General features: G+C 43.1%; 25 protein-coding genes. 12 read left to right on the top strand and 13 right to left on the bottom strand.

Going from position 1 to position 26,508, the window contains the following annotated elements; translation table 11 throughout:
• The first annotated feature begins 17 nt into the window (after positions 1-17).
• Positions 18-290, top strand: a complete 273-nt coding sequence (locus A391_RS0101830) for an oxidative damage protection protein (RefSeq protein WP_019896927.1) — start codon at positions 18-20, stop codon at positions 288-290.
• Positions 291-415: 125 nt separating this feature from the next.
• Here A391_RS0101830 and pbpG read toward each other — a convergent pair whose 3' ends face one another.
• The gene (gene pbpG / locus A391_RS0101825) at positions 416-1,420 is read right to left on the bottom strand and encodes a D-alanyl-D-alanine endopeptidase (protein WP_019896926.1); all 1,005 of its coding nucleotides are present in this window, start codon (positions 1,418-1,420) and stop codon (positions 416-418) included.
• 176 nt (positions 1,421-1,596) lie between these two features.
• Here pbpG and gcvH point away from each other — a divergent pair, with 176 nt between their 5' ends.
• The gene (gene gcvH / locus A391_RS0101820; protein ID WP_029143924.1) at positions 1,597-1,977 is read left to right on the top strand and encodes a glycine cleavage system protein GcvH; all 381 of its coding nucleotides are present in this window, start codon (positions 1,597-1,599) and stop codon (positions 1,975-1,977) included.
• Positions 1,978-2,074: 97 nt separating this feature from the next.
• Here the strand turns inward: gcvH and A391_RS0101815 are convergent, their stop codons facing one another.
• Genes A391_RS0101815 through A391_RS0101805 form a run of 3 tightly spaced genes read right to left on the bottom strand, consistent with a single transcriptional unit; the run spans position 2,075 to position 5,161 of the window.
• On the bottom strand, positions 2,075-3,145 hold the full coding sequence (locus tag A391_RS0101815) for a hypothetical protein (RefSeq protein WP_019896924.1): 1,071 nt from the start codon (positions 3,143-3,145) through the stop codon (positions 2,075-2,077).
• A gap of 41 nt (positions 3,146-3,186) precedes the next feature.
• Positions 3,187-3,609, bottom strand: a complete 423-nt coding sequence (locus A391_RS0101810; RefSeq protein ID WP_019896923.1) for a DNA polymerase III subunit chi — start codon at positions 3,607-3,609, stop codon at positions 3,187-3,189.
• Positions 3,610-3,649: 40 nt separating this feature from the next.
• Positions 3,650-5,161 carry a leucyl aminopeptidase gene (locus A391_RS0101805; RefSeq protein WP_019896922.1) on the bottom strand — a complete coding sequence of 504 codons (1,512 nt, stop codon included), beginning with the start codon at positions 5,159-5,161 and terminating at the stop codon, positions 3,650-3,652.
• Between the two features lie 243 nt (positions 5,162-5,404).
• On the opposite strand from A391_RS0101805, the gene lptF reads away from it, so the two are divergent.
• Both lptF and lptG read left to right on the top strand, forming a co-directional pair.
• Positions 5,405-6,529, top strand: a complete 1,125-nt coding sequence (gene lptF, locus A391_RS0101800) for an LPS export ABC transporter permease LptF (RefSeq protein ID WP_019896921.1) — start codon at positions 5,405-5,407, stop codon at positions 6,527-6,529.
• Between the two features lie 22 nt (positions 6,530-6,551).
• Complete coding sequence (gene lptG / locus A391_RS0101795; protein WP_019896920.1) at positions 6,552-7,622, top strand: LPS export ABC transporter permease LptG; 1,071 nt, start codon at positions 6,552-6,554, stop codon at positions 7,620-7,622.
• Positions 7,623-7,674: 52 nt separating this feature from the next.
• On the opposite strand, the gene A391_RS0101790 is transcribed toward lptG, so the two are convergent.
• The 4 genes from A391_RS0101790 to A391_RS0101775 form a co-directional block, all read right to left on the bottom strand.
• On the bottom strand, positions 7,675-8,115 hold the full coding sequence (locus A391_RS0101790; protein WP_019896919.1) for an RDD family protein: 441 nt from the start codon (positions 8,113-8,115) through the stop codon (positions 7,675-7,677).
• Between the two features lie 70 nt (positions 8,116-8,185).
• Positions 8,186-8,629 (bottom strand): DUF3106 domain-containing protein, encoded by a 444-nt coding sequence (locus A391_RS0101785; protein WP_019896918.1) that lies wholly within the window; start codon positions 8,627-8,629, stop codon positions 8,186-8,188.
• Positions 8,611-9,057 carry a DUF3619 family protein gene (locus A391_RS0101780; RefSeq protein WP_019896917.1) on the bottom strand — a complete coding sequence of 149 codons (447 nt, stop codon included), beginning with the start codon at positions 9,055-9,057 and terminating at the stop codon, positions 8,611-8,613. The genes A391_RS0101785 and A391_RS0101780 overlap by 19 nt, the downstream gene beginning before the upstream one ends.
• 24 nt (positions 9,058-9,081) lie before the next feature.
• Positions 9,082-9,678 carry an RNA polymerase sigma factor gene (locus tag A391_RS0101775; protein ID WP_019896916.1) on the bottom strand — a complete coding sequence of 199 codons (597 nt, stop codon included), beginning with the start codon at positions 9,676-9,678 and terminating at the stop codon, positions 9,082-9,084.
• Between the two features lie 312 nt (positions 9,679-9,990).
• On the opposite strand from A391_RS0101775, the gene A391_RS0101770 reads away from it, so the two are divergent.
• From A391_RS0101770 to A391_RS0101760, 3 genes are read left to right on the top strand one after another with little or no spacing between them, the layout of a single operon-like run.
• Positions 9,991-10,224: a PP0621 family protein gene (locus A391_RS0101770; protein WP_019896915.1), complete on the top strand. Its 234-nt coding sequence runs from the start codon at positions 9,991-9,993 to the stop codon at positions 10,222-10,224.
• A 49-nt stretch (positions 10,225-10,273) separates the two neighbouring features.
• On the top strand, positions 10,274-11,878 hold the full coding sequence (locus tag A391_RS0101765; protein ID WP_019896914.1) for a two-component system sensor histidine kinase NtrB: 1,605 nt from the start codon (positions 10,274-10,276) through the stop codon (positions 11,876-11,878).
• A gap of 32 nt (positions 11,879-11,910) precedes the next feature.
• Entirely contained in the window at positions 11,911-13,308 is a 1,398-nt protein-coding gene (locus A391_RS0101760) for a sigma-54-dependent transcriptional regulator (RefSeq protein ID WP_019896913.1), read from the top strand.
• 68 nt (positions 13,309-13,376) lie between these two features.
• Here the strand turns inward: A391_RS0101760 and A391_RS0101755 are convergent, their stop codons facing one another.
• The gene (locus A391_RS0101755; RefSeq protein WP_019896912.1) at positions 13,377-14,378 is read right to left on the bottom strand and encodes a sodium:calcium antiporter; all 1,002 of its coding nucleotides are present in this window, start codon (positions 14,376-14,378) and stop codon (positions 13,377-13,379) included.
• Positions 14,379-14,455: 77 nt separating this feature from the next.
• Here A391_RS0101755 and ampD point away from each other — a divergent pair, with 77 nt between their 5' ends.
• The 3 genes from ampD to A391_RS0101740 are packed head-to-tail and all read left to right on the top strand — an operon-like array spanning position 14,456 to position 19,272.
• Positions 14,456-14,998 carry a 1,6-anhydro-N-acetylmuramyl-L-alanine amidase AmpD gene (ampD, locus tag A391_RS0101750; RefSeq protein ID WP_019896911.1) on the top strand — a complete coding sequence of 181 codons (543 nt, stop codon included), beginning with the start codon at positions 14,456-14,458 and terminating at the stop codon, positions 14,996-14,998.
• 13 nt (positions 14,999-15,011) lie between these two features.
• Positions 15,012-16,109 carry an efflux RND transporter periplasmic adaptor subunit gene (locus tag A391_RS0101745; RefSeq protein ID WP_019896910.1) on the top strand — a complete coding sequence of 366 codons (1,098 nt, stop codon included), beginning with the start codon at positions 15,012-15,014 and terminating at the stop codon, positions 16,107-16,109.
• A gap of 19 nt (positions 16,110-16,128) precedes the next feature.
• Positions 16,129-19,272, top strand: coding sequence for an efflux RND transporter permease subunit (locus A391_RS0101740; protein ID WP_019896909.1), 3,144 nt, complete (start codon positions 16,129-16,131; stop codon positions 19,270-19,272).
• A 101-nt stretch (positions 19,273-19,373) separates the two neighbouring features.
• Here the strand turns inward: A391_RS0101740 and A391_RS0101735 are convergent, their stop codons facing one another.
• From A391_RS0101735 to purM, 4 genes are all read right to left on the bottom strand, one after another.
• Complete coding sequence (locus A391_RS0101735; protein ID WP_019896908.1) at positions 19,374-20,633, bottom strand: dicarboxylate/amino acid:cation symporter; 1,260 nt, start codon at positions 20,631-20,633, stop codon at positions 19,374-19,376.
• 339 nt (positions 20,634-20,972) lie between these two features.
• The gene (locus tag A391_RS13590; RefSeq protein WP_019896907.1) at positions 20,973-22,514 is read right to left on the bottom strand and encodes an RsmB/NOP family class I SAM-dependent RNA methyltransferase; all 1,542 of its coding nucleotides are present in this window, start codon (positions 22,512-22,514) and stop codon (positions 20,973-20,975) included.
• Between the two features lie 186 nt (positions 22,515-22,700).
• Positions 22,701-23,456 carry a DUF3108 domain-containing protein gene (locus A391_RS0101725; RefSeq protein ID WP_019896906.1) on the bottom strand — a complete coding sequence of 252 codons (756 nt, stop codon included), beginning with the start codon at positions 23,454-23,456 and terminating at the stop codon, positions 22,701-22,703.
• Positions 23,457-23,576: 120 nt separating this feature from the next.
• Positions 23,577-24,626 (bottom strand): phosphoribosylformylglycinamidine cyclo-ligase, encoded by a 1,050-nt coding sequence (gene purM / locus A391_RS0101720; protein ID WP_019896905.1) that lies wholly within the window; start codon positions 24,624-24,626, stop codon positions 23,577-23,579.
• A 137-nt stretch (positions 24,627-24,763) separates the two neighbouring features.
• Here purM and A391_RS0101715 point away from each other — a divergent pair, with 137 nt between their 5' ends.
• On the top strand, positions 24,764-25,846 hold the full coding sequence (locus A391_RS0101715) for an AI-2E family transporter (protein WP_019896904.1): 1,083 nt from the start codon (positions 24,764-24,766) through the stop codon (positions 25,844-25,846).
• Between the two features lie 4 nt (positions 25,847-25,850).
• A complete protein-coding gene (locus tag A391_RS0101710) occupies positions 25,851-26,507 on the top strand; it encodes an HdaA/DnaA family protein (protein WP_019896903.1) in 657 nt (218 codons plus the stop codon).
• Position 26,508: the final 1 nt, after the last annotated feature.

Below are 26,508 nucleotides of genomic sequence, written 5' to 3'. Positions count from 1 at the left end.
TAAACAAAAGGACAATCATGGCACGTACTGTTAATTGTATTAAATTGGGTAAAGAGGCAGATGGCTTGGATTTCCCTCCATACCCAGGCGAGTTGGGAAAACGTATTTACATGAGCGTATCAAAAGAAGCTTGGGCGGTATGGCTAAAGCAGCAAACTATGCTTGTGAATGAAAATCGTCTAAGTTTGGCTGACCCTTCAGCACGTAAGTATTTGGCAGAGCAAACTGAAAAGTACTTCTTCGGCGACGGTGCAGACACGGCAAGCGGATACGTGCCACCGAAAGCGTAATCACAATAAGATTCGTATAACGCTACTGTCGCTTAACCACAAAAAATGCCAGTCACTGACTGGCATTTTTTATATCTGAGTACTTCAAAGTACTCTATCATCTAAACCTTATTACGCGATATGGATTAACCACTCACAAAGGCCCCTAGAGAGCCGGCCTCGTTATTTTCCACCCACTTACGAATACGGTTAGCATCACCAATTCTGGTAAGTTTTCCTACCGAGTCTAACAATACAATAATCACTGGTTGACCTGAAATATGTGCTTGCATCACTAAACAGCGACCAGCTTCGTTAATAAATCCAGTTTTTGATAAGCCGATATCCCACTTACCGCCACGCACTAAAGCATTTGTATTCACAAAATTAAGCGGATTCTGGCGTCCATACAACGTAATTTCCTGCGATGGCAACGTACTTACCTGACGAATCTCAGGATAGTGATATGCAGCATCCACCATTTTTACCAAATCTTCTGCGGTTGATACATTATTGCTATCCAAACCTGTTGCATCGACAAATCTTGTCGCATTCATTCCCAACAATCTTGCTTTTTGGTTCATTGCTTTTACAAATGCATTGGGACCACCTGGATAATTACGCCCTAGCGCAGACGCTGCTCGATTTTCTGAGGCCATCAACGCTAATTGTAGCAACTCACCACGCGTTAACATTGTGCCGACACTTAATCTTGAAGTGGTATGTTTAAGATAATCCACATCTTCATCCGAGATATAAAGCAAATCATCCATCGGCAAATGCGCGTCTAACATCACCATTGCAGTCATTAACTTGGTCACAGATGCAATTGGTGTAGGTAAATTAGTATTTTTAGCAAACAAGACTTCACCCGTCAGTTGATTAATCACCAACGCTTTGGCAGATGCTAATTTCAGGGGAGTAGTACCATCGTAATGATCAACGGAAGCAATCGCCTTGCGAGCAGGCAAGCGAGTTTTGACACGGATAGAACTAGATTTATATTTGACCGCTTTGTATTTACTTGAAGATTTGGACTGCTTTGAAGCCTGCCTATGCTTTTTGTCAGTTGCGGCATCCGCGGCCACAGGCGCTAAGCTAAGCGCTAAGCTGATGTAGACTAGAATAAACTTTCGCAACGTACTTTTCATAATGGCTTATATCTCATGGAGTTACAGCACAATACTATATAAAAACTTTAGCTTTGTCATCATTATTTTTAAGGATAATTCAGTTAACCATCGTCGTGATTAAAAATAAATCAATTTTGGCCCAATTTACGTTAAAATTTAAGTCAATATTAATTAAAAAACACAGAGCAACTAGCATGCAAACGCCACAATCTTTGTTATTCAGTCCTCAACATTTGTGGGTAAAATCTACAGCAGATGGTCTATGGGAAGCAGGCATCACAGATTATGCGCAAAACCTACTTGGGGACATTGTATTTGTTGAAGCACCCACGATAGGTACTCGATTAACAGCAGAGCAGCCATGCGGCTTGGTAGAGTCCGTCAAAACAGGTTCAGACCTACACGCACTGATTAACGGAGAAGTGGTTGAAGTGAATCAATCTGCGATTGATTCACCAGAACAAATCAACGACAAGCCTTATAACACTTGGATATTCAAGTTCAAAGCAGACAATGACAAAGACGCTGAACAATTGCTTTCTGCTGAAGCTTACGAAACCCTGATTAACTCTTAACTTTGACTAGAAAGAAGCCGACAAGAACAATCGCGTGCGCAGTTAATGGGATGTTTTAAATAAGGCTGAAGCATCATGACTTCAAGCCTTGCATCCATTAAGAGGCGGAAAACACCAAGCGTACAGATTCAACAGTCTTTACAATTTCAGTCTTAATATTTGTAGCCAACTCACGCTCTAATCTTGGCATTTCAGCCGTCAACACCTCTAGCACTTTATTAGCCAAAGCTTGCTCTGTACTAGGCAACTCTGCATTCAGGCCTTGTATAAAATCATTTTTAGCACGCTCAGCCAGTGCCAGAAAATCTGTTTTTAGCGTTGCGGTTAATTGATTAGAGAGTTCCTCATAAAGCGCAGGGAAAGTATCCCCTAGCTTCTGCTGAAGTGCTTGCTGCGATTGCAATTGAATTGCATCCAAATAAATACTTAACTCGGACTGCGTATGCTGCGTTAGCTCCTTATAAATACTTGCCAAATCTTGCGCCAAATTAGCTTTATGCTGAGCGAGTATATCTTCATGTAGCCTTGAAATTTTATCCTGCAACTCATGTGCAGCGTTTTCTACTGTCGTTCTTTCTAAACTTTGCAATGATGCCTGCAACTCATCGGTTAAGGTTTGCTCTAATTTAGGCAGTGTTGCAGTTAAGTTTTGCTGTACATCAATCACGACTTGCGATTGCATTTGCGTTAAGCTTTGCGCCAAATCTGCCTTAATGATATCTACATTAGCATGCACCATCTTTGGTATCTCTGTTGCAAAGTCAGCACGTGTTCTATCCACAAACACAGACGTTTGCTCCATGATGGCTTGCTTCGCACTCATCAACTCCGCACCGATTTGGTTCCTTAATGTATTCTCTGCGTCTTGTTGCGACTGTAGTACTTGCTGAACAAATTGATTGTTCTGTTGTGTCAATTCACTCAAGGCATCTGTCTGATTTGCTTCTATGTTAGCTGATTGATTTGGCAGGTGCTCTAACAATGCTTGTCGCACATCTTCTTTAATCTTTTGTGCGATTGACGCCTCAACTTCACTCACGATTTGTGGCCTGATTTCGGCTGCAATCGCTGCAATTAAGTCGGGGGTGACATTAAATGTAGTAGCCAAAGCCTGCGCCGGCAAAGCATGCACCTCTGTTAACAGTGGAATATCATCATGTTCTTGCATTTAAATTAACATCCTCTCAACCACACCTATTTGCAAACAATCTAAGTAGCAGACTCATCAGTCGATTTGATCTGATAGCCGCGATCTCGATAAAACTTATACCTTGCTCGTGCGGAGGCCTTATCCTCTTCATCCACACCAACCAGCTCAACCAAATATTTAAATCGACTAAAAAATGGTGGATGCCCCACTTTTAAATTAATCAAAATATCATCCTGTAGAAGATGCTCTCCATCCTTATCTAGCAAAATTGGAGCATCATTCTCATCAGGCGCTTTCGGACAAGCACTCGGCAAAAAACTTGTTGGCGAGTGTTGCCAAAGCATTTCCTGAATGCGCATGGAGATCGCGTCATCTGGCGTAAAAACAGTGAGTTTACGTCCCTTAACAACTGCTCTACTACAAAGGTCTGCAACCTTAGCTAATTTGTCTGGAACGTTAAAAAAGAATTCGATTTTAGTCATGCTTCGTAGCCATTGTTAATACTTCGCTTTGTAACGACAACTAGCTACTCTTACGCGCACGGCTAACTAAAAACTCGGTCAGCATAGGCACTGGCCGACCAGTACCGCCCTTTTCTTTACCTGACTTCCAAGCGGTACCAGCGATATCCAAATGTGCCCAATCATACTTTTTAGTAAAGCGAGACAAGAAACAAGCAGCGGTGATACTACCAGCCGCACGGCCGCCAATATTGGCAATATCAGCGAAATTACTATCCAATAGTGGCTGATAATCGTCCCACATTGGCATATGCCATGCACGATCTAGCGCTTGCTCACCTGCCTGCAATAGCTCTTTAGCAAGGCTATCGTTATTACTGAACAAACCAGTTGCATGATGTCCCAATGCAATCACACATGCACCTGTGAGTGTTGCAATGTCGACTACGGCGCTTGGCTCAAAGCGTTCTGCATATGTTAATGCATCACATAAAATCAAACGCCCCTCTGCATCAGTGTTTAACACCTCAATGGTTAGACCTGACATACTAGTGAGCACATCTCCTGGCCTTGTTGCACGACCATCAGGCATATTCTCGCAGGTTGGAATCACCCCGATGACATTCAGCGGCAAGTCCATTTCTGCGATTGTTTTGAACAACCCGAGTACCGTCGCTGCGCCGCACATATCGTATTTCATCTCATCCATTTCAGCACCAGGCTTCAATGAAATACCTCCCGTATCAAAAGTGATACCCTTACCAACCAACACCACAGGCTTCTGATCTTGATGACCTTTTAAGTGTTGCAATACAATTAATTTAGGTGGCTCTTCACTACCTTGCGCAACCCCTAGAAACGAACCCATGCCTAATTTTTGCATAGCTTCACGCTCCAGCACTTCAACAGTTAATCCGTAAGTCTTAGCTAACGCCTGTGCTTGCTCTGCAAGATAGGTAGGTGTACAGACATTTGGCGGTAAGTTACCTAAGTCTTTAGTTAGACTGACACCATCACCAATTGCCTTACCATCCACTAAACCAGATTTAGCCTCAGCAAGGTCAGTCGCATCGGCTATTTGTATATTTAATACTTTAATGCCTTTTTTTGACTCTTTTTCTTCTGAAGCCTCTTTTTTGCGTTTAATTGCCTCAAAGCGATAAGTAGCATCTAATGCCGTTTCTACAAGATGCGACACTTTCTTACGTGTTGTCATCTCACCGACCGACAACTCAGCCAACATTATCAGCACCTCATCTGCACTAATTGTGCTCAAAGCCTTCACTGAAGCACGCACCGCTTTGCAGTACTGCTTTTCTTTAAACTCAGTTTTTTTGCCTAAACCAACTAACAAAATACGATCTGCTTGCACTCCCGGCACTTGATGCAACATCAAGGTCGACTCTAGCTTACCCTCTAAATCTCCATGCTGAAGCACCTTACTCACATACCCACCCGACAATGCATCAATTTTTTGTGCATCATCCGACAATTCACGCCCCTCATACACACCAACAACCACACAATGATGATGCTGTTTTTCCGCTACGCTCGTTTTTATGCTAAATTCCATAGTATTACATCCTTGATATTGTTGTTATTGCATTGAATTTTTTGCCTAAATGCAGATTTAAAGTGCAGATTTAAAACAGATTCATCGCTGCATTAAAGTTAACTACTCTACAATAGAGCTTTAGCAATCAGCATAAATTCAATCAAATGTTAGTAAATCACTCATCATGTTAAGTTTGATTAAATTATCGCGTGTTTTACACGTAATTCATAGTCGTAAATAAATTGGTTTTCAGTCCATCATATGCTTTTTAGGCACTCATTAATAAAAGAATTAATTTCAACCGCAGCAGGTGCTTTCCTTATTTTAATTGGAATTGTTATCGCACAGCGTGCTGGCAACTTAGTTCGCCTTGCAGCTAAAGGCATTCTGCCTAACGATGCAATCACCACCATGTTAGGCTTTAACATGGTGAAATTTCTACCTATGGTACTCTCGCTTGCACTGTTCTTAGCGGTATTAATGACATTATCCCGCTGGTATCGTGATTCAGAAATGGTCATTTGGTTTAGTGGTGGGCTTAGTCTCAACCACTGGGTTCGCCCAGTACTGACTTTCATTTTTCCTGTGATATTGTTTATTCTGATTCTTAGCCTTTTTGTCATGCCATGGGCCACAAGTAAAGGTGAGCTCTACAGAACTCAACTAGAATCGCGTGATGACCTAGCCACCATTAGTCCGGGTGTATTTAAAGAATCAGCCAATGGAGAGCGTGTATTTTTTATGGAAAGCTTTGATGAGCTAGGTAATGTTGTCAAAAACATTTTTGTACAAACCTTACAACATCAGAAATTAGGCGTGATTGTTGCTGCTGAAGGTAGTCGCTACACCGAAAAAAACGGTGATAATTTTGTGCTAATGGAAAACGGTAAACGCTATGAGGGCTCGAGGGGGAGTGCAGAGTTCTCAACGACAGCATTTGAGAAGTATGCGATTCGTATTGAAGCGAATGAGGCTAAAGAAAGGCCTCCTAGCACCCAATCAAAACCCACGAGTGAGCTAGTCGACTCAATCAATAGCACCAATAATGCAGAGTTACAATGGCGCATCGCAATTCCAATCTCCGCATTGATTTTATGCCTGCTTGCTATACCATTAAGCGCCTTGGACCCTCGTGCTGGGCGCTCAGCTAACTTTGTACTCGCCTTAATTATTTACATCATTTATAACAACCTACTGAGCATCTTTCAGGCTTGGGTTGCTCAAGGAAAACTCAACACACTGGTTGGCTTATGGCCCGTGCATTTATTCTTTTTACTACTCACCATTTACATGTTCTATCGACGCGGACGCCAACTACCGATACTCCCGAGTATATTCTCAATGCGCTGGCTAAAAAAACGTCCTTCATCCGCCTTATCAAGCTAACTAGTTAGCCAGCGATCTTTTTATGAAAATCATTACACGCTATTTACTCAAAGAAATTACAGTCAATGTGCTGCTCATTACATTGGCACTCATTGCCATGTTTTCATTCTTTGATCTGATACAAGAGCTTGAGAGTCTAGGTCAGGGCAATTATGGCCTAGGTAAAGTGATACTATTTGTCATGCTTAGCGCGCCTGGCCATATCTATGATGTGATGCCGGTAGCGGTGCTTGTTGGCTGTATGTACAGTCTAGGCCAGCTTGCGCGACATTCTGAGTTAGTTGTGCTGAGGGTGAGCGGCATTTCGCTTTATAGCCTTGCCACTACGCTACTAAAAGTGGGTTTAATATTTACACTCATCACTTTTCTTATCGGCGAACTCATTACGCCACTTAGTGAAAAAATGGCACAGCGCCTGCGCATCAGGGCTACAGACTCTGTGATTGTGCAAGACTTCATGTCAGGACTATGGGTCAAAGATGGGCGCAGCTTTGTAAATGTAGAAGAAGTATTGGCCGATACAACGTTGTTGAACATTCATATTTATGAGTTCGACAATCAGTTCAACCTGCGCACTGTGAGCCATGCAGAAAAAGGACTTTTTGAAGATAATCAATGGCATTTGAAATCTGTATCACAAACCCATTTTGAAAAAGACAACAACTACGTCAAGCATCTAGACAAGGCAACATGGCGGTCACTGATACGCCCAGAACTATTGAATGTTTTATTAGTGCTCCCCGAGAAAATGTCTGCATGGGACTTATATGCATATATTGATCATTTATCAATTAATAAGCAAAAAACGACACGCTATGAAATGGCACTGTGGGCCAAGTTAGTGTATCCGCTTGCCAGCCTAGTCATGGTGATATTGGCACTACCGTTTGCATTTATACAGCAACGTGCAACAGGCGCCAGCACTAAAATATTTATCGGGATCATGCTTGGTGTTTTATACCAGATTCTTAACCGAACCTTTGTTCATCTGGGTTTGCTAAACGACTGGGCGCCTGCATTCAGTGCTATTACACCAACAGCACTATTCCTGTTAGCTGGGCTTGCTATGTTAAGACAAATCGACCGTAGGTAAACTAAAGCCAATCACACATTAGCAAATCTTAAGGGGGGGGATTGATATGGTATTAGGCAATGATGATCTTGCATTTAAGCAAACGATCATGCAAAAACAACCGATCCTTATCGACTATTACCCACAAAAAGCCTAGACCACATAACATTAAGCTTAAGCTAGCTAGCACATAGCGCCTCAACGCCATCTGCATAGAAAGTGGTGCATTATCTTGAGTCACTACTTTGATATGCCAAGCTTGCATAGCTACTGTCTGGCCGCTTTTAGTCCAACACCAGAGGTAGTAGATTCCTAAAATCGCCCACAAAAAGACCTGCTGAAATAGTCGTCTAACACCTTCAGTTGCGTCACCGAATATGCCATAAAATATCCCTGCAAATACAATGCACAGTGCAATGATAGTAAGCAGTTCATAGACCATGCATGCGCATAACTTAATTAAACTTGGGGCTTGGTTTTTCGACAAAATAGTGGCGTGTTGTTGAGGGTTCATACAATAGATACTTCGGCGCTGTTTTTTTAAATACAGTATAAACTGTGATTAAAAAAACAGCGCCGAATGTTTAGTTCAAATCTGCATCAGTATAGGTATCTGGCGATTCTGCTCGTAATTTAGCTCGCTCAGACTCAGGTAGCTGTTGGTACTCTAGCCATTTCTTACGTAGCTCACTTTTTTTATCAGCAGACAAGGCGTTGAATTGCTGATGCCTTTTTCTAGCATTCTCACGCTCATAAGGCGTCATCCGGCTCCAGTTAGTCAGGCGCTTTTTAACCAAAGCTTGTTTGTCAGCATTCATTTTCGGGTAGTCACTGGCGATATCGAGCATTTTTTCACGTTGCCATGGGCGCAACGTATCCCACTCAGAAGCCAGTGGATTTAGCACTTGTCGCTGTGCATCATTAAGCTCAGCCCAAGATACGTCAGCTGCCTTAACGACTGAAACGCCAGAGACAAACAGCGCGAACGCAAAAACTAAACTTTTAAGCCTCAATTGGTATCCAGCCATGCAGTAAATCCTTTGTCTGCGTATGCTTCTGGTGGCAAGTCAGAGGCCAACAAGAATGCATCGCTATTTTCTATTTGATGATTAACACTAAACTGTTGTACAGCGAAAAAAGTTAACAACATCACGCACACCACCAACAAGGTGGAAAAAATGCGATGCTGCTCAAAATAATGTCCGAAACGCCCACCAAACCATTGCAAGGTGTGCCCACTCCGGTGGATGCTATGGCTAGCGGCCAATTGCGCTTCCTGACTGACTAATCTACCTATCGCTAGGCTACGTGCTTCTGCCAAACGCAACGAATGCTCATCGCGTAATTTCTGCGCGCGACTATCTAGCAACTCAACAATATTGCGAGCTATTTGATCTTCTACGTTTGCGTCCAAAGATGCTTGTTGATCTATATGTTTGTTGTCATCAATTTTCATTGCTCGCTCCTATTTTTCGAGCCATTATCTAGGTCCATTTAAGGTAACATTCGACAAGCCCAGCTTATCTAACCCTTGCTTACGTAACTCCACAGCCAAAGCATGCACCGCTCGTGAGCAATGTGTTTTAACGCTACCATCGGAGCATCCCATAATTTCCGCTGTCTCTGCCACGTCCATCTCCTCCCAGTAACGCAGCACAAACGCTTCACGTTGACGTGCTGGTAGTTTTTCTAATGCCCGCTCTATCAATGCAATTGTTTGACTACGTGCAATTTGGACTGAAGGCTCGTCACCATCATCGCCCACGTCTATCGTATCAAGTGGATCACGGTCTTCATTGTCATCAGCACTGCCGCCGAATGATGACAAGAGGGTGGTCCACAGGTTACGCACTTTTTGCCTACGCCAGTAATCACGCATCGTATTTTGTAAAATACGCTGAAACAGCATGGGGAACTCTGAAACAGGTTGAGCGCCGTATTTATCGGCCAGTTTCATCATAGCATCCTGCACGATATCAAGCGCAGCATGATCATCTCTGACCGCATAAGCCGTCTGTTTAAATGCACGCCGCTCTGTCGCTGCGAGAAAGTCAGAGAGTTCCTTGGGTGTTGCCATGTTAAAAATTAAACGCCATATTTTAGATTGGTATTTTATACTGTGAAGCGAATGTCATGCTCAAACTGAATTGCATGTTTAGGCTTAAGTATATCAGGTTTGTATTTTCTACTGGATTTACTACTGAGCCCTCTGATGGCTTAGATTTAGATGTTGAGTGTAGATATGACAGCTGAAACACAATACACTTATTCCAACTGTTTAATTGAGGCAGCTAGAGCTAGTAAACGTATATTCATGAAAAATCAAACGAAACTGGCGCTTTTAGTTACAATCTAAATTTAATGATCAAGACAAGAGCAACTTTATATTATGTGGAAGCTAATTTTTTGGGGTATCGTCATTTGGTTAGTCATTCAACTGATTAAACGTGGCTTAAGTACCAATCAAAATAAATCCCCAGCACAGAAAAATCAGGAAGAAACCAATATTGAGAATATGGTGGAGTGTGATCAATGCCATGTGCACTTACCGCGCTCTGAGGCATTTTTAGTTGATGGTAAATTTTACTGTACCAAAGCGCATATCAAATCAGATGCTTCATAGCACCGATGCCGATTAAATTTAAGCCATACATCAAGCGCAAGAAATAACGATGAATGATAATATCCTCTATCAAAATATTACCGCACAGAGTGAGTTATCACTGCAAGCGCGTACGATTCGTATTATCAATGTCTTTCGGCTCATATTAAGCTTAATTTTTGTATTATTTTCCTTATATGTTGGGCAAGAGAACTGGGGAGAAACCCAAGATGCCTCTTTATTCTTTAGCTTATCCTTAGCTTACTCCCTGTTCAGTTTCACCTTACTGCTTGTCGCTCCTGTCAGATCATCGGCTCTGGTCTTTTTCAACCCAGTACAAATTATTATTGATATATTCTTTATCATTTTCATTATGCATGCTGCAGGCGGCATACAAAGTGGTTTAGGGCTACTATTAATCATCACCATCGTTACAGCCAGCCTAATTAGCAATGGACGCTTAGCGCTGTTTTATGCAGCGATTGCTACCATCGGCTTACTACTAGAACAAAGTTATCAAATAGCCAAGTGGATGTTGCCTATTTCAGGGTACAGCCAACCCGCCATGCTGAGCTTGAGTTGCTTTGCGACCGCCTGGTTGGGATATAGCTTTGCTAAACGCATGACGCAAAGTGAAGCGCTGGCTTCTGCGCGTGGGATTGATCTTGAAAACTTGGCACAGGTAAATGCGCTTATCACCGAAGAAATGCAGGATGGGGTGATTGTCATTGACCAGTTTCTGAATATTCACCATCACAACTCACAAGCAATGCCACTACTTACGCGTAAGAAAGTGGATGATGAAGAAACCATAAAACTCAGTGATAGTGCGATAGAAATCGCGCATGTATTTACACGATGGATGCATGCAGAGAACATCAGTGAAAACCTCATCATTTCAATTAACAATAAAGAGTTAAAACTAAGATTAGAGCCAATTAACCATGACAGTCGTCTGTACGGTGCCGTTATTTTTATTCAAGACTGGAGTCAAATACAGTCCGCCGCACAACAATCAAAATTGGCAGCACTTGGACGACTGACAGCCAACATCGCACACGAGATACGCAACCCACTCAGCGCGATTAGCCATGCCAATCAGTTGCTACAAGAAGAAGACTTTAACGTACAGAACAAACGGATGTTGCAAATTATTGCGGACAATATCCAACGCATTGATCAAATCATCAAAGATGTGCTTGAGCTCAATCGCCGTGACCGCACCAACCAAGAAAGGTTATCGCTTAACCAATTCATTCTCGATTTTTATACCCAATTCTGTGCTGTAGAAAAGATACCTGCTTCACATTTTCAAATACCATCATTTAAAGACAACTTATTCATTGCTTATGACCAGCGCCATTTGATGCAAATTTTGTGGAATTTGTGTAAAAATGGCTGGGAGCATAGCCAGAAACAGGTGGGTAGCTTAAAGTTAAACTGTGCAAAAAATGGAAGAGCTGGTTTAAACTTAGAAATCATTGATGATGGTGAGGGTGTTGCAGAAGAGAATCGTAACAAGCTATTTGAACCTTTTTACACAACAAAAACGACAGGAAATGGCTTAGGCCTCTACATTTCACGTGAACTTGCAGAAGCAAATGGTTCGCGCCTAAGTTACCAAAAACTAGATTCAGGCAGTGCCTTTATTCTTCAATTACAAACAATCAACTAATACCGCAATCCGTCAAAGGGCAATATTTTAGTATGCAACAAAGACCTAGCTGCTTAATTGTAGATGATGAAACCGACATTCGCGAACTGCTTGCGATGACGCTAGAGCGTATGGATGTTGAAACATATAGCGCAAGTAGTTTAGAGGAGGCTAAGGCCATGCTCAAGCAACGCTCCTACGCGCTATGTTTAACTGACATGCAAATGCCGAATGGCACTGGTCTTGACCTTGTTAACTATATTAATGAATTTCACCTAGGCTTACCAGTAGCAGTGATTACCGCTCATGCCAGTGCGGACAATGCTGTTTCTGCACTCAAAGCTGGTGCTTTTGACTATCTCGCCAAACCAATCTCACTGAAACAACTACGCCCCGTGATTGAGTCTGCGCTCAAGCTGAGTGCAAGGACTGCTCAAAACACACCTAACACCTTAGAAATGATTGGCAATTCTGAGCAAATTCAATACGTGCGTAACATGATTGCAAAAGTATCTCGTAGCCAAGCGCCGGTTTACATCAGCGGCGAATCTGGTAGCGGAAAGGAACTGGCGGCTAAACTTATCCACCAAAACAGCTCGCGTGCCGATGGTGCCTTTATTGCTGTTAACTGTGGTGCTATTCCTGAAAATTTAATGGAGAGTGAGTTCTTCGGATATAAAAAAGGGGCATTCACGGGAGCAAATCAAGATAAAGAAGGTTTATTTCAAGCCGCTAACGGTGGAACATTATTTTTAGATGAGGTTGCTGACTTGCCGCTTGCAATGCAAGTAAAGTTGCTAAGAGCGATTCAAGAGAAAAAAGTCCGGATGGTAGGTGGTACAAATGAAGACGCCGTCGATGTACGTATTATTAGTGCGACGCATAAAAACTTAACCGAAATGATGGATACAGGCCAATTTAGAAAAGATTTGTATTACCGGCTTAACGTGATTCAACTTAAGATGCCAGCCCTACGCTGCCGGCCTACTGACATTCCGCTACTCACCGAAATGTTACTCAATAAGCTGTGCCAAGCTCAAGATATCGCAACACCTAAGATTGACGCTAAAGCACACACTTATATTTCTAGCCTAGCATTTCCAGGCAATGTGCGCGAATTAGAAAACATGCTAGAACGTGCGCTTGCACTATGTGATGGAGAGACGATTAACGTTGAGGACGTACTGACGGAGGGAAGTCTAGATGCACCGACTAACATTCCTAATGTTATGTTTGACAGTCATCACTCCAATGAAATCAATCTGACTGACTACCTTGAAGAGGTAGAAAAAAAGGCCATTATTCAGGCCCTAGATAAAACGAATAACAACAAAACGGCTGCTGCCAAACTGCTAGGCGTGACATTCCGCACATTACGCTATCGGCTTGCGAAACTTGGTCTCACCAAAGATAGTGACCTAGACTTAGAGTCCGATGCAGAAGATCACTAAATTCATCAAACTGACCAAACTAATGCTGCACCCAACATGGGCGCAGCATTAGCAAGACAATCAACGTTCTATGCCAACACCAAGAACAGATAAGTGACATAGATAGCGCCATTCACTAACAAGTGCCAAACACGCAATCCACCTTTTTGCACCAAGTAGCGTAGCCATATCGCCGCAACTAGTGTTAAGACAATCCCTAACAATACTTCACGACGAGGCTCCCAAGGGGTAAGCATAATACCAATCGCTGGTAGCAATGTGCCCTGAAACACCATCGCACCTGTAATGTTGCCAAACGCTAGCGTGTCCTTACCTTTGCGTATCCATAAAATACTATTCACTTTTTCTGGGAGCTCAGTTGCAATTGGAATAATCAACAGAGAGAGTAACAATGCTGAAATACCAAGCAAATGGGAAGCTTCTTCTACACCACCGATAAAGCCCTTAGCACCAGCCACTAGTAGCGCCAAACCCAAGAACAACTGCACAGAGATAACTACCATATTGTTTGGTAGACCCAACTTACATAAGAACATCTCACCACCAGCTTCAGTCGCGTGCCCGTCTTCAACAAGTGATTTTGATGCACGTAATGTCAACATGACATAGACAAAGTAAATCAGTACCATGCAAAAGCCCAAACCGTAACGCACAACACTTAGACTGTGCGGCACAAACATAGCAACTGCAGCAAAGCTAAATGCGATAATAAAAAAGTTAAGATCACGTGCTAACCCAGTACGCTCTGGTCTTAGATGCCCTTGTGTACCTCTCCGGCGCCATACTGAAACTGCCATGAGGCAAATAGAAAGCGTTGCTAACATCAAAGGCGCACCCAAGATAGCACCCACACCAATTTCTTCGTTAGTCGCAGCATTTTGTGTGCCCGCTAACAGCGCAAGTAAAGGTACTGAGGTCTCTGGTAACGCAGTGCCCACCGCCGCGAATAGAGATCCTGTTACGCCTTCTGAGATGCCCAATTTCTCACCTAAATGCTCAAGTGCATTGGTAAACACCTCAGCGGCAATCAAAATCACAATAAGCATCACTAACAGTTCTAAAAATACCATTTAAATTTCCTTTTATTTGAAGCATCGCTTCATTAATGTTGGCATTTTAAACTGAAGTCAGCATAAAATTAGCAATCATGGAAAATTACGCTATAAATAATGATGGTTTCGTGGCGCATGCGCAACAAATCGCATCACCTAATTTTGATGCACGCCCTAATGCAGAAATCAGTTTGATTGTGATTCATAACATCAGCCTCCCACCAAGCCAATATGGCGGCAATGGCATTATTGAGCTTTTTACGAACCGGCTAGATCCCGATGAGCATCCTTATTATGCAGGTATTTATGCCCATCAGGTATCAGCACATTTTCTAATAAGACGTGATGGCGCACTCATACAGTTCGTCTCATGCCTGAACCGAGCATGGCATGCAGGCAAATCCAATTGGCAATCACGTGAACGTTGTAACGATTTCTCGGTCGGAATAGAGCTTGAAGGGTCTGATTTCGAAGCGTTTGAGGACATTCAGTACCAAACGCTCAATAAATTAGTGGATTGCCTCAACAACAGCTATCCAATTCAAGCTATAGTAGGTCATTCAGATATTGCACCAGACAGAAAAACTGACCCTGGTCCATTTTTTGACTGGCAAAAATTAACACACCATCATCATTAAAAACAATCAACTTATGCAAAGAATTTTTAGCCTGACTTTAGTCACTTTTTTTGCCAGCATGCTCATTGCATGTGGCGCAAGTGAAGACAAAGCAAAAGAAGCTAATAAAAATGGTCCTAAACCTACTTTGGTGACCGTTTCGGCTGTGCAGGATGCGCCTGTGGAAATAACGGAAGAGGGCATCGGCTCGCTTGAAGGCTTGGTTGACCCAACGCTTAAGGCCGAGGTTCCTGCGCGTATCATCAAGGTATTTGTCAGCCCAGGTGATAGCGTTAAGCAAGGGCAGCTTATTGCCACACTAGACCCAACAGCATTTAATCTACAAGAACGAGAAGCGCAGGCGGAGGTAGCACGCATTGAAGCACTGCTAAATAATCAGTCAAAAACAGTCGCAAGAAATCAAGCTTTAGTTGATAAAAAATTTATTTCACAAAATGCTGTTGATACAAGTGTAGCTGACCAACGGGTACTTAAAGAGCAATTAGTGGCAGCCAAAGCGCGTATCAATACCATACGCAACAGCACTGGAAAAACGAGAATATTTGCCCCCACAGACGGTGTGGTAGAAAATAAGATTGTAGACACTGGTGAGTATGTCAACGTAGGTGACCCTATCGTACAAATCATTTCAAATAAATTATTACGTGCTTACATTCCCTTTCCAGAACGCGTGGGAACGCAACTTAAAGCCGGTTTAAAGTTAAGACTTACCACACCTACAAGCGACACGCCTGTTGAAACAGTCATCCGTGAACTTAAACCCCTCATTACGGCAAGTAATCGTACGATTATGGTGATTGCCGATGTGAAAAATGTGGCAGGATGGCAAGCTGGTGCCAGCGTAAATGCAAGTGTAATTTTAGGTGAGCGCGCTTCTGCGATGATGGTGCCAGAACAAAGCGTAGTGTTGCGTCCAGCTGGACAGGTCGTCTACATCATTAAAGACAACATCGCTCATCAAGCTATCGTCACAACCGGTTTACGTAAAAGCGGCTTGATTGAAATTACAGACGGGGTGAATGTGAATGATGTCGTTGCCGTAGATGGTGCCGGCTTTTTAACAGACAAGGCACAGGTCAAAATTGCCAATAAAACCGCAGCAACATCATAATCATTGATACTTATACCCCATGACGCTACCTGAACTTTCTATTAAACGCCATGTGCTTGCTTGGATGCTATCTGGCGTCATCGTGCTGTTCGGCATCATTTCGTATAACCGTATCGGTGTAGATCGCCTACCAGCGATTGATTTCCCAATCATCATGGTCACAACTACACTGCGTGGTGCTAATCCCGATGTAGTTGACACCAGCATCACCAGCATCATTGAATCTGCTATCAACACTACACCAGGTATTGAGCATATTCAATCATCATCGTCACCTGGGGTTTCCAGCATCAGTATTACTTTTTCTCTGGATAAAGATATCGATGTTGCCTATAACGAGGTACAGTCTAAAGTAAACCAAGTACTGCGCCGCCTGCCTAATGATACCGATCCACCATCTGTGCAGAAGGTAGATACCAATGCATCTGCTGTCATTTGGTTAGCTTTAAGTGGTGACCGTACAATCCAGCAACTCAATCTTTATGCCAACAATGTATTAAAGAAGAAGTTTGAAACCATTAACGGCGTGGGTGAAGTCTCTATTGGTGGGCGCCGCGACCGCGTGATTCGCGTCAATGTAAATCCTGAGCGCATGGCTGCTTATAAGCTTGCTGCGACTGACCTCATCAGTGCATTTAACCGTGAGCATATTCAATTGCCGGGTGGATTTTTGGTCAGCTCACAAGCTGAGCAGCTACTAAAACTCGACCTTGAGTTTCATGATATCAACGACTTATCCAATTTAATTATTACCACTAAAGATGGCGTCCCAATTCGGCTAAAAGATGTAGCCGATGTTGAAGATGGCCTCACCGATAATCGCCAAATTGCCCGATACAATGGGAAGCCAACGGTAGGCCTAGGTATGGTGAAAGTTGCCAATGCCAATACGGTAGAAATTATTAAAGAAGTTGAGCGTAGACTTGAGCAAGATATTCGACCAAACCTACCGCCTGGTCTCAGCCTGGAAATCTCAACTAATGACTCCATCTTCATTAATCAAATGGTGGCATCACTCAAAGAGCACTTAGTGGAAGGCACTTTATTTGCCGCATTAATCGTGCTGATTTTTATGCGTTCGTTTAGCTCCACCGTGATGATTTGCCTAGAAATTCCAGTTTCACTATTGGGTGCAATCGCGGTGATGTACTTTGCCGGCTATACCTTCAATAGCATGACACTACTGGCACTACTGCTGCTTATTGGTGTAGTGGTGGACGATGCAATTGTCGTGCGTGAAAGTATTCTTCGACACATGTCTGGGGAAGTAGGTGAGGCGCTCAGCCCTGAAGATATGAAAAACCCTGGCAAAGTGGCTTTATTCCGCTCACAAGCCACTAAAAACGGTAGTAATGAAGTGGTGTTTGCCGTATTGGCTTCGTCTCTATCGCTGGTTTGTATATTCGCGCCCGTGATATTCATGAATGGCGTCATTGGGATGTTTTTTAAATCTTTCGCCGTCGTCGTCACATTCGGTGTGCTCGTGTCTCTATTTGTCTCACTCACCCTGACACCGATGCTCTGCTCTCGTTATTTAAGCGTTACGCATAAGGAAAATGCTGCATACCGCCTAACAGGACGTGGCTTAGATTATTTAGATGCCCAATATAAAAAGCTACTAAACGTGACGCTCAGACATCGAGGATTTGTGCTGATATTCACCGCAATTTTTGTGGCAGCATCTGGCTATCTAACGCTTAAATATGTAGAAAAAGACTTTGTGCCAGAGTCTGACGAAAGCAGTTTTGGTATCAGCATTAAAACACCCTTAGGCTCCAGCCTTGACTACACTGACTCCAGACTCAAGATCGTTGAAACTATATTAAAGAATTATCCCGATGAGGTGGATAGCTACTTTTCATCAATAGGCACTGGCTCTCGTGGGCAAGTTAATGAAGGGCGAATCAACGTGCGCCTTAAGCCTAAAGAGTTAAGGGAAAAAAGTCAGCAAACCTTAATCAAAGAACTTAAAGTGGAACTGGAACAAGTGCCAGGCGCACGCGCACTAGCAGCACCTGCATCAGTGGTGCGTGGGCAACGTTCTGAAAAACTCCAATTCAATTTAACAGGTAACAACCTACAAGAACTTGGTCGAATTTCTAAACTATTACAGCAATCGTTAAGCAACAACGCAGAAATTGGACGAGTGGATTTAGATGTGCAGCTAGATTTACCACAATTAGACGTACAAATAGACCGAGCACGTGCGGCCACATTAGGACTTAATGCCCAGGAGATTGCGACTGCAGTCAGCCTTTATGCTGGTGGTATTAATGTGGCCAAGTTTAATGAAGCTGCAGGTGATGGGCAACGTTATGATGTTCGCATCAAAGCCACTGAAGGAGATTTAACCAACGTCACAGACTTAAGTAAAATTTACCTGAGAAGTGAGAGTGGAGAGCTGGTACGTCTTGATGCTGTCGCTAAGTTCAATCAAGAACTCGGCCCAGCTGTCATTGGTCGCTATGATCTACAATACGCTGTAAATTTTTATGCAAACCCAAACATGCCGTTGGGTGAAGCGGTAGATTTAGTTAAAGAGACTGCCGCCACCATCGTCCCGCCAGAATACACCTTGAAACTCACAGGCCAAGCTGAAGAGTTCGGCAAGACGTTTAAAAATATCCAATTTGTATTTATTCTTGCCTTTGTTTTACTCTATATGGTGTTAGCTAGCCAGTTCAATTCGTTTGTTCAGCCTTTACTGGTGATGCTAGCGCAACCGCTAGCAATTATCGGCGGCTTGATTGCGTTGCTTATTTCAGGTGACAGTCTCAACATGTACTCAATGATTGGTCTTGTCTTATTAATAGGTTTAGTGGCTAAAAATTCTATTTTATTGGTAGATTTAACCAATCAACTATTAGATAAGGTAAGGGATACTGGTGAAATAATTAACAAAGTGCATATTAATGCAGCGTTGAGCGAGGCTTGCCCAGTGCGCCTGCGTCCCGTACTAATGACCTCGCTCACCATCATTTTAGCGCTACTACCAGCGGCAATGGGTTTAGGCGCAGGCTCTGAAACAAACAAGCCGCTATCAGTTGCTATCATAGGTGGCATGATTTCATCCACGCTACTTACTTTAGTGGTGGTCCCTGCGGCTTACTCCTTGCTCATCGGCTGGATTAGTCAACGCAATACGAGCCACCATTCCTCGTAAAGTATTTAACTATATCAGCGCGCGCATCCCATCCTATCGCCTAATCACTTAATTGAGCTATGACTCACACGCAATGTATGGAGAAACGTTTGGTGACTTTATTAGCTAGCAACAACCACTTTACTCGGCGCATCCAGGGTAAGTTTTTGCACAACTAAACTACCCACAATATCACCCTGCACATTCACTGTAGTACGCAAAGTATCTAATAAGCGGTCAATAGGAAGTAAAATCGCGATGGCTTCAGCTGGCAAACCTACTGATTGCAATACCATCACCATGGTCACCATCCCTGCACTAGGAATCCCTGGCGCACCCATTGCAGCAATCATTGCAGTAAGAAATACGATTAACTGTTGCACAAAGCTTAGCTCCACACCAACCAGATTAGCAATAAACAGCGCGGCAATCGCTTCATACAACGCAGTGCCATCCATATTAATGGTCGCTCCCAAAGGCACCACAAAGCCAGCAATTTCTGGCTTTACATGTAAGCGTTGTGTGACGCAACGCATCGTCACAGGTAAAGTGGCAGAGCTTGAACTCGTCGCAAATGCTGTCAACAAAGCCTCACGTGAGCCGTGAAATAACCACCATGGTGACTTTCGTGTGACTACATATAGCACAAGAGGTAACACCACCACACCATGCAATAAGGTAACGCCGACAACGACCGCAACAAACTTACCTAACATGCTCAGCATCATCACATCCTGCACTGCGATTAACCGAATCAGAAGTGCCATAATACCGAGAGGTGCTAGATACATGACCCATCGCACAATCAGCATTGTAATGTCTAGCGCTTCTTGTAATAGTCGATGTAAGTGTTTGAAGCGGTCACCACCTACTACCAGAGCTACTCCCAAAATAAGTGCAAACATCACTACAGCGAGCACATTACCTTTCGCTAAGGCCTCAAATGGATTCATAAACAAGCCATGTAAGAACTGTGCAAAGAACTCAGGCAGAGGCAATTGCTTTGCTTCAAATCCCTGCATGGCGTCTGCAAACATCGTGATATGTAAACCACTACCTGGCTTAAAGTAATTGGCTGCCAATAATCCTAAGCTAATCGCAATCATCATGGTTGCTGTAAAGTAAATAAGCGTTGTGACCCAAACACGATGCATTTGCTGATGCGCGCGCAAATTAGCGATTCCCACTGAGATTGAGCAAAACACGAGTGGTATCAGAATCATCTTGAGTAAATCAATAAAGAGCGTACCGGCTAATCCAGCAGTATAGAGGCCAACTTTTACCAGTTGATGTTCAGTACCTAATGTGTGGAAATACATCCCCACTAAAACACCTATGATTGCCGCAAGTAATATCTGGAGGTTGAGGCTGGGTAATTTCATACAACAAAAGCCTTTATCAATAATTGTGAGAAATTCAGCTACATCGTATTCAAAAATAAGTGAAAACAGGCTGACAACTCTAATCTCTTACTTAGTGATGTCTCACTGACGCTGATAACTACTTCAATAGCTACGTACGATGTATAGCTATTCCACTAAATAATCCTACCGCCTAGCCATTCCGTGCTTTCGCGTGTGAATAACCAGCTGAAGCTGGTATATTCCACGGTGAAGACCTTCACGGTCTCGTCGGTATGAGGATTAGTGCGATGGGGTACAGCCCACCAATAATTTTTTACAAAATAAAAAAGGGTAAGATTAAATCTTACCCTTGATGACTTACGCTTTTACCGCTTTTGTTTTTGCCGCACTGGCCTTTACAGATTTTGGCTTAACCTCTTTCGGCTCTTTCTTCACTGCTGACTTTTTAACTGCTGCGTCTTTATCTGTAGTCTTTTTAACGGCAGTTTTTTTTACCTTAGCTTTCACTGGCTCACCCTCTGTTGCGCTTACATCCTCCACACTTTCTGGCGCTACCGCCAAATCAGGTGCTTCTTCTGATGTACTTTTCTCAGCTGGGATATCAGTGTTTGCAACACTTGCGGCATCTAGCTTCTCAAAAACCGCTGCAAAAAAACCATCCGTATTATGTAAGTGCGGTAATAACTTCAAGTAATCGCCAGTATCAAGCTGAATCTGATGTTGCGCTAAAATCTCTGCCGCATTCATCAGCTTAAAGTCAGGGTGTGTTGCTAAGAACTGCTCCGCAATTTGCTCATTCTCGTCGCGCAACAAACTACAAGTTGCGTAAATCAAACGCCCGCCCACTTTAGTTAACTTAGCGGCACGCGCTAAAATATTGGTTTGTTTAACATTAAGCTCGGCAACATCTTGTGGCGTTTGGCGCCATTTAAGATCAGGATTCCGACGCAAAGTGCCTAGACCACTGCAAGGTGCATCCACCAGCACGCGGTCAAATTTTCCATTTAAGCGTTTTAGTTTAGGATCAGTTTCACTGCTAATGACTTGTGCGTTCAAGTTGCTTAATCCTGAACGTTTTAAACGCTGCCCTAAATTATGTAGGCGCTTTTCTGATACATCAAATGCGTACAAACGGCCTGTATTCCGCATTAACGCGCCAATGGCCAAAGTCTTGCCGCCAGCACCAGCACAGAAATCAGCCACCATCATGCCGCGCTTAGCAGCAACCAAATGTGCCAATAACTGGCTACCTTCATCTTGCACTTCAATCTTGCCTTCAGTAAACAAAACGTGACGGCCAATATTCAAGCGATTGGGCATACGAAGGCCAATCGGTGAGTAAGGGGTTTTAGTCACGTTCATTTCGCCTGAGGTATTTTCAGCAATAAATTTTGCCATCACTTCGTCACGCGTGCCTTTAATCGTATTCACACGCAAATCCAGCGTTGCTTGCTCATGCATGCTACGCGCAATGGTTAACGCCTCAGCCTCACCATATTGTGCAACTAGCTTGTCCCACAGCCAGTCACGCACGTCAGCTTGCACAGCTAATGGTAAATTATCTGTAGACTTGGCTTTGATGAGATGTGCCCATTCTTTTTGCTGCTCGCTCAACATTGGCTCTAGCTCACGAATGCTCATGCCTTGTACGCGCAATAGCCAAGCTAAAATCAATTTACGCGCATCATCAGGGTCATTTTCATCGTTAGCCGTGACTGTGCTTAGAAAACGCAAGCGACGTAAAACCCCATAAACGCTTTCCGCCACAAATGCACGCTCTTTGGTACCTAAATCACGATTGTTACGGAAAAATTCACTTAACTTCGCATCAGCAGGGCTACTAAAGGTTAGTAGATTAGATAAAACGATTGCAGCTTGCCGAATTAAATTAGGCGTCATATTGATTCTCTTTGTATTGTTTTCTGTTGTTACTTAAATTGTTGTTACTTAAATTGTTGTTACTTAAACTCTAGTGACTAATGGTAGTGACTAAAGGCTTAATTACGATTAGATTTAGTTGCTTGGTTAATTAGATTAGTGTCTTATCGTTTAGTCACTAGTTAAACAGCCCAGCCATTAGGCTCACTATTCGATACGCAATTCAGTTAAGGTTTGCTCTAACTTATGGCCGTCATCATCAATCATCAGTATGCGCGCTGGCACGTAATAATGTTCTGTTGCCAACCAAAGCTCTTTGGTTTCTGATGCGTCCTTCTCTGCTGGTGTCAAATGCAGGGTTTTATACTGCACACCCGCACCATCAATGATTTTCTGCTCGGGGTTCACTTTATACTGATACTGCTTGAGTTTCTTGCCGGTGGTCAGTGGCACGGTAATCGTATTTTTTAACGATGCCCGCATAAACATAAACTGGTATGCGTAGCTCGCTAAATCTTGAGTACCAGCTTTAAGTTCGGCCGTTTCCTGCTTACCCTTAATTGTCATCACCAGACTGCGCTTTGCCCAATCAAAGTCTGTGAATAATGATTTCTTTTTATGGTTGCCTTGGTGTAATTCGAAATGCGTTGGTTGCAAACCTTTTGCAGTGATCACACCAACGCTACTTAACTTACGCTCACCAAGTAAGGCATAAACACCCAACCCTTTGGTTGTACTTTCTACCGTATAAGCATTTTTAGTAACCACAAATAGCTCGTGCACATTTGCAAACGGCTCACCATTTTTAGTCACTTCATAAGTGGCCTGAATACGTTTAGGCAAAGGGCTGCTTGAAATATTTTCTTTAGCAGCCTTCGTTTTAGATAAAGCAACTTGTGGCGCTAGTGCTACTACACCAATTAACAAACAAAATAACAAGTTCCATGCTTTGATTCGATTCATCACTAAAATTCCTTAATTTTAAGACACATCACGCTCAACGCATCAGACCTAATTTTGCTATACAAGTTTTTGTTATACAACAAGCCGCTTTTTCTAAAATGGTTTAAATCAACATATAGACTAAACTACAATGGTTGGCGCTTCACCTGCATTTTGTGTACGAATGTGACCAATTTCAAACACTGTCTCACCCGCCGCTTCTAGCAATGCTTTAGCCGCAGCCGCGTCTTCTTTCGCCATGATAATCGCCATGCCAATACCGCAGTTGAACGTTTTATACATTTCGCTCGGGACGATATTGCCCTGTGCTTGCAACCATTGGAACAACGGTGGTAATTCCCAACCAGATGCTTTGATTTCAGCGGTTAAACCTTCTGGCAATACACGTGGGATATTCTCAGTAATGCCGCCACCTGTAATGTGCGCCATGCCCTTTACTGGCATTGCTTCAATCAGCTTCAACAAAGATTTCACATAAATACGTGTTGGTGCCATGACCACATCTTTGAATTTTCTACCGTGAAAATCAGACTCAAAATCAATGCCTGATTTTTCAATCAATTTGCGAATCAGTGAGTAACCGTTTGAATGTGCACCACTTGAAGCCAAGCCTAACACTACATCGCCTGCGGCAATGGTCGTACCATTAATCAAATTAGCTTTATCTACACAGCCTACTGCAAAACCTGCCAAATCATATTCACCTGCTGGGTACATGCCTGGCATTTCTGCGGTTTCACCGCCAACCAATGCGCAACCAGATTGCTCACAGCCTTCAGCAATACCTTTAATCACTTGTGCCGCAACACCAACTTCTAATTTACCGCATGCGAAATAATCCAAGAAGAAAAGTGGCTCAGCGCCTTGTACCAAAATATCATTCACGCTCATGGCCACCAAATCGATACCTACGGTATCGTGCTTGTTTAGCTCAAACGCTAACTTAAGCTTTGTGCCTACGCCATCAGTGCCTGATACTAAAATTGGCTCGTTAAATTTTTTCGGCACGGCAAACAATGAGCCAAAACCACCAATACCGCCCAACACTTCTGGGCGCATCGTACGTTTGGCAAACGGTTTAATCTGTTCAACTAACGCATCGCCCGCTTCAATATCAACACCAGCATCGCGGTAGCTAATTGAAGTTTTATCTGAATTATTGGCGCTCAAGGGGGTTCTCGCTTTCTACAAAAAGTATGTTCTATCGTTATAATGTTATTTTAACCGAAATGCTTAGTTATCTGAAATGTTGAAAGCCTGAAAACGCAGGCTTTTCCAAATCAGCCACACTTTACTGAAAGCGCAGAATGAACAAACACACAAATACCGTTTGGCTGGTGGCTGTTTTATCGGTTTTCGGCCTTATTTATTTGCTAGGTCCAATACTTACGCCTTTTTTAATTGCGGCAATATTGGCGTACATTGCTAACCCTTTAGTTAACAAAATTGAAGCCCTTCAATTAGGGGGGCATCAAAGAAAATTTTCGTTTAAACCAAGCCGCAGCATTGCCACATTACTGGTGCTTTTGTTGTTGCTAGCTGTTTTAACCATGATTGTATTAATCATGATTCCGTTATTGCAGCATGAGTTTGTACAAATTTCTCAAAAAATTCCCGTGTATTTAAATGCAGCAAAAGCCAATCTTGAACCTTGGTTACAAAAGAATTTTGGCGTCAGTACGGAAATTGACCCTGCACAGATTCAAGCTATTCTTACTGAAAACTGGAAAACAACAGGTAACTTTGCCAAAAACATAGCGCTTAGCTTAAGCAATCATGGCATGGCAGTAATTGGCTGGCTCGGCAACTTGATACTCATTCCACTGGTACTGTTTTATTTGCTACTGGATTGGAATATCTTCATGCAGAAAATTAGTGCATTACTGCCACGCCAACTGATTGCCAAAACACAAGAAATTGCCTCTGAAATTGACGCTGTGCTGGCTGAGTTTTTACGTGGACAACTCACCGTCATGGTATTGATGAGTATATTTTACGCCACTGGTTTATGGATGGCAGGACTCGAGTTTGCACTGCCTATCGGCATATTATCTGGCTTACTGGGTTTTATTCCCTATTTGGGCTTTGGGTTAGGCTTAACATTAGCGCTGATTTCCGGTGTATTACAATTTGGCAATTTCGCCGACCTTATTCCAATGTTAGTGGTATTTGGTTTGGGCCAACTCGTTGAGAGCATGGCACTTACGCCATGGCTAGTAGGGGATCGTATCGGCCTTCACCCGCTTGTTGTCATTTTTGCACTCATGGCAGGTGGCCAGCTATTTGGTTTTGCAGGCGTGCTACTAGCACTACCTGTATCAGCCGCGATTGCCGTTGGCTTCAGACACGCAAAACAACAATATCTTAGCAGTCGCTTTTACTTAGGTTAGCCGCATGAACAGTACGGATCATCATTACCAATCTCCGACCAAGCAATTATTGCTCGATATTCAGCCTTTGGCACCGCCAACGTTGGATAACTTTATTGTGGGTCAAAATGCTGAAGCACTTCACAGCTTGAAGCGAGCACTTACTTACGCAGAAGAAGCGCGTTTTATTTACTTATGGGGTGCACAAGGCAGTGGGAAGTCTCACCTTTTGCAAGCCTGCCAACGCATTGCGGCACAGTCCGAATTACCGCTTTTTATTGCAGACGATACCCATTTATTAAATGAGGATGCGCAAATCGCACTATTTGATCAATTCAATCAACTACGCGCGTCAGGCGGCATTCTTATTTCCAGCGGTATTGCAGCGCCCACACAAATGAATCTACGTGATGACTTAGCCACTAGACTAGCATGGGGGTTGGTTTACCAGCTGCATCCGCTGACCGATGAAGAAAAAGCCCAAGCGCTTAAAACACATGCAAAAGAGCGTGGCATAAAATTGCCAGATGAGGTGGTTGATTACTGCCTGCGCTATCTGCGTCGTGATTTACCAACACTGATGGCTGTATTGGATGCGCTGGATGTTTGGTCGCTGACTGAAAAGAAGCCTGTGACCGTACCTATGCTAAAAAAATTATTACAATTGAATCTTGAAACTTAAG

The sequence above is a fragment of the Methylotenera mobilis 13 genome (genome assembly GCF_000384255.1).
Classification (GTDB): domain Bacteria; phylum Pseudomonadota; class Gammaproteobacteria; order Burkholderiales; family Methylophilaceae; genus Methylotenera; species Methylotenera mobilis_B.
The sequence above is the reverse complement of the archived record's forward strand: the minus strand, read 5'-3'. Positions and strand labels throughout refer to the sequence as shown.